This window comes from Nocardiopsis sp. MG754419, assembly GCF_018207095.1.
GTDB lineage: Bacteria > Actinomycetota > Actinomycetes > Streptosporangiales > Streptosporangiaceae > Nocardiopsis.
On record NZ_QOCZ01000260.1, the window covers coordinates 1 to 3,790 of the forward strand.

Annotated in this window: 2 protein-coding genes and 2 pseudogenes; 1 reads left to right on the forward strand and 3 read right to left on the reverse strand. The window is 71.0% G+C overall.

All coding sequences use genetic code 11. The features are described from left to right. The 3 genes and pseudogenes from DSY14_RS27255 to DSY14_RS27265 all read right to left on the reverse strand — a co-directional run. Positions 1-205, reverse strand: a pseudogene (locus DSY14_RS27255) (signal recognition particle-docking protein FtsY); the annotation flags it as partial. A gap of 88 nt (positions 206-293) precedes the next feature. Beyond that, entirely contained in the window at positions 294-1,328 is a 1,035-nt protein-coding gene (locus DSY14_RS27260) for an iron ABC transporter permease (RefSeq protein ID WP_211719474.1), read from the reverse strand. A gap of 196 nt (positions 1,329-1,524) precedes the next feature. Next, positions 1,525-2,520 carry an ABC transporter substrate-binding protein gene (locus tag DSY14_RS27265; protein ID WP_211719473.1) on the reverse strand — a complete coding sequence of 332 codons (996 nt, stop codon included), beginning with the start codon at positions 2,518-2,520 and terminating at the stop codon, positions 1,525-1,527. Positions 2,521-3,156: 636 nt separating this feature from the next. On the opposite strand from DSY14_RS27265, the pseudogene DSY14_RS27270 reads away from it, so the two are divergent. Beyond that, positions 3,157-3,790 (forward strand): annotated as a pseudogene (locus tag DSY14_RS27270) (peptidase S8); the annotation flags it as partial.

A 3,790-nucleotide genomic window follows, 5' to 3' on the forward strand; every position in this document is an offset into this window, starting at 1 on the left:
GGGCGTGGGCGGGGGGCGTGCGTACTGTCCCCTCGTCCCGCTCCCGATCCTCTTCCGGGGCGGCCTCCTTCGTGGCCTCGGTGTCCTCCGGACCGGTCTCCTCCTTGCCCGGCCTGACCGAGCTTCGGGTCTTGACCAGGAAGAACCCGCCGACCACCAGCAGGGCGACGACGACGATGATGCTGACGAGCAAGGTGATGTCCATAGCGTGGACCAGTCTCCCAGAGTGTTCGACGCGTTCGCATCACGCCGCGGTGGCGTGCCGGGCACGACCGGTCCGCGCGGACGTCGGTTCAGGTGCCGCGGTGGCGTGTGGTGCGCAGGATGAGGACGAAGAAGGGCGCGCCGAGGAACGCGGTCACCACACCGATGGGCAGTTCCGCGGGGGCGACGAGGGTGCGCGCCACGATGTCGACGACGACGAGGAAGGCGCCGCCGGCCAGGACGGTGACCGGCAGGATCGCGCGGTAGTTGGAGCCCACCAGGCGACGCACGATGTGCGGTACGACGATGCCGACGAACCCGATGAGCCCGCTCACCGACACGGCGGCGGCGGTGGCCAGGGAGGCCGCCGCGATGACGACCAGCCGCACGAGAGCGGGGTTGAGGCCGAGACTGACGGCCTTGTCGTCGCCCAGGGCCAGCATGTCCAACAGGTAGCCGGACAGGAGCAGCACGACGAGCCCCATCACGGCGTAGGGGGCGATCAGCCGCACGTCGTCCCAGCCGCCCCGCCCCAGGCCGCCCAGCAGCCAGGCGTAGATCCGTTGGAGCTGGTCCACGCCCATCTGCTGGACGAGGGTCTGGGCGGCGGACAGGAAGGAGGAGACGGCCACACCGGCGAGCACGAGCCCCGCGGTGCCCCCTCCCCCGGCGGTGGAGCCGAGCACGTAGGCGGCGGCCACACCCGACAGTGCGCCGACGAAGGCGGCCACGGGGACCAGGGCCCGCGGGTCGGCGGTGAGGTCGGAGCCGAAGACCATGACCAGGGTGGCGCCCAGTCCGGCGCCGGCGGCCGCGCCGAGCAGGAAGGGGTCGGCCAGGGGGTTGCGGAAGACGCCCTGGTAGGCGCCGCCCGCGGTCGCCAGGAGCGCGCCGACGATCGCGCCCATCACCACCCGGGGCAGGCGCAGCTCCATGAGCAGCGCCGCCTGCCGCTCGGTCAGGGGTGACTCCACCCCACCGAAGGGCAGGAGGGCGAGCATGTGGCGCAGGATGTCGGAGGCGGTCATGGAGGCCGCTCCGGCGGAGATGCCGAACAGGGCGGCCACGAACAGCGCCGCCGCGGCGCCCAGCAACCACCCGAACGGGACACCGAAGCCCTTCATCGTCACACCACCTCTCCTCGACACCTCCACGGCCCGGCCACCGCGCGCCGGCGCCGTCGTCACGACCACGCCGGCGGCGTCCCCGGTGGACGGCCGGCGGGTGCGGGACCGGAGCGAACGGGCCTCGGGCCGTGGTCCTCCGGTCCTCCGCCGACGCCCGAACCGAGGAACACCCCCGTGGTCAGACGAACGGGCCTCAGCCGTCGGTGCTCGCGCGCACGGCCTCGCCGACCGACGCGGCGAAGTCGACCACGCGCGGCCCCCAGCGGGAGGCGATGTCCGCGTCGAGCAGGTGAACGGCGTCGTTCTGGACCGCGGTCACGGTGTCGAAGGCGGGGCGTTCGGCGACGGCCTCCACCGCGGACTCGTCACCGTAGGAGAGGAAGATGAGGTCGGGGTTCTCCTCGACGACGAGCTCCGCGGACAGCTGCGGGTAGTCCCCACTCTCCTCGTCGGCGGCCTGGTCGGCGATGTTCACCAGCCCGAAGGCGTCGTAGATCTGACCGACGAAGGTCCGGGAGGTGGCGGAGTACAGCGTCTCGTCGAGTTCCTGGTAGAAGCGGAGCTCGGTGTCGCCCAGTTCGGCGCACGTCTCCTCGACGACGGCGTTGACCTCGGTCTCGACCCGCTCGGCCTCGGCGTCGGCCTCCTCGGTGTTGCCGGTCACCTCACCGAGCGTGCGGATCTGCGCGTAGACGCCCTCCAGGTCCGCGGCTCCGCCCAGGACGATCGTGGGGATGTCGACGGCGGCCAACTGGTCGGCCGATTCGATGGCGCTGTCCGAGAGGATGACCAGGTCCGGGTCGTACTCGCTGATCGCCTCGACGCTGGGGGTGAACCCGCTGAGGTCGGTGGTGGGAGCCTCCTCGGGGTGGTCGGAGTACTCGTCGGCGGCCTCGACCCGGTCGCCCGCGCCGATGGCGAAAAGCGTCTCGGTGTTGCTGGGCGAGAGCGAGACGATGCGCTCCGGGGCCGCGTCCAGGGTGACCTCACCCACCGCGTCGGTGACGGTGACCGGGAAGGTGCCGTCACCGATCTCGGCGCGGTCGGCGGCGGGCTCCGGGGCTCCGCAGTGGGCCGACGCGGTGTCGGTGGCCTCGGTGTCCTCCGGTGCGGAGGTGTCGGTGCCACAGGCGGTGAGGGCGAGGGTGGCGCCCAGGAGTGCGACGGGGAGTCGGCAGGCGATCCGCACGGTGCTCCTTCGAGTGCGTGCGGGAAGAGCGCGGCCCAGGCGGGGACGGCCGGTCCTTCCCACGAGGACAGGGGACGTCGGTGCCGGCGAGGCGACCTGGCTCGTCCCCGCGCGAGGCGGGGCTCCACAGTTGCGGGACAGCGCCGGGTCCGGCGGCCGGGTGCGGCCGCCTGCCGGACTTCGCTCGATCGACACCTGCGCGCGTCGCCCGAAGGACGGCGCGGCCCCCTCACTCTACTGGGCGGTCACTCGCGCCCGGATCGGCGGGCGCACCCGGCGCGACCTGCGTGTCCTTCGCTCCGCACGGACGCTTTCGTGAAACGGTCACCTTCCGATTCCGGTATTTCACGCAGCCGTTTCAACGGTTTTTGTAGATGAATGAGCCTTGAGTCCGTTTTATTAACCACTGAGATCCGAGAGAACACTAGCGACGTTTCGTCACACCATGTGGCCATATTGAGTCTCAATGCACATTGACACCCGTCATCGCACAAAGCAATGATCTCGTTGCCATGCGCGCCGATCATCCATATACGGACACTTCGCGGCGTATCCCCCGTGTGTGCACTCCATGCCCGGTGGGACGCCCATTCCCCCGCTGTCCTGAGGCGCGCAGAGAAGGGATGTGTTGACAAGGTGGCACCCCACCGATCACGCCTGGCGTCACTCGCCGGGTTGACGCTCATCGCCGGCCTGCTGGCGGCCGCACCCGCGGGCGCCGACGAGGCCGAGGCGCTCGCGCCCCTGCACCCCGCCCCCGTTCCCGGGAACGGCGAACTCACCCACCAGGTCCAGGACCTGTGGTTCATCGAACTCGAAGGGCCGCCGACCTCGGCGGGCACCGCCTCCGCCCTCGTCGACGACGAGCACGCGGACTTCCGTGCCGAGGCCGAGGAACACGGACTCGACTACACCGAGCGCCTCTCCTTCACCGAACTGTGGAACGGCGTCTCCGTGGAGATGGACGACGACCAGGTGGGCACCGCCCGGGAGATCCCCGGTGTGGCCGCTATCCACCCGGTCATGCGGCACGAGATCCCCGAGATCGCCGACCACGAGCCCGAGATGGACACGGCGCTGGGCATGACCGGCGCCGACATCGCCCGGAGCGAGCTCGGACTCACCGGTGAGGGCCTGCGCGTGGCCATCATGGACACCGGCGTCGACTACACCCACCCCGACCTGGGCGGCCCCGGCGGGTTCCCGTCCGAGCGCGTGGTGGCCGGATACGACTTCGTCGGTGACGACTTCAACGCCGGCGACCCCGAGA